Source organism: Empedobacter sp. UBA6745 (assembly GCF_002453775.1).
Taxonomy (GTDB): Bacteria; Bacteroidota; Bacteroidia; order Flavobacteriales; family Weeksellaceae; genus Empedobacter; species Empedobacter falsenii_C.
In genome coordinates, this window is record NZ_DKHL01000055.1 from 8,152 (window position 1) to 8,607 (window position 456).

The window sequence follows — 456 nt, forward strand, 5'->3', positions numbered from 1 at the left end:
AAGATTGAACGTCGAAAATCGAAGTCTTGATTTTTTGTAATCACATACTCTGTTAGCACAGACTTTGCATTAAGGTAAAAGTTTAGAAATGTACCTAAGCTCCACTGGAGCTTCTCCTCTTAATTTCAAATTCTTAATCTCAAATGTTTTTGTGTCAAGACTTCCCCGAAGGGTACATGAATTCATATGAAAACAATAATAACTCATGATAAAAATGAACATATAATTATTATCAACTTGTAACAATTTTACCTAAGCTCCACTAACTCCTTTCAAGAAGGGAATTATCTCCCTGATTTTGTATATTTATCGTTTAGTCTACGATACAACGTTTTGCAAACGTTACTCTGACTGACGAATCAAGCCACCTGAGCAAAATCGAAGGGTAATTCAGCTTAACTTATAGTTATTATTAACATAATTACAATTACTAAATGTCATCTTGAACTCGTTTCA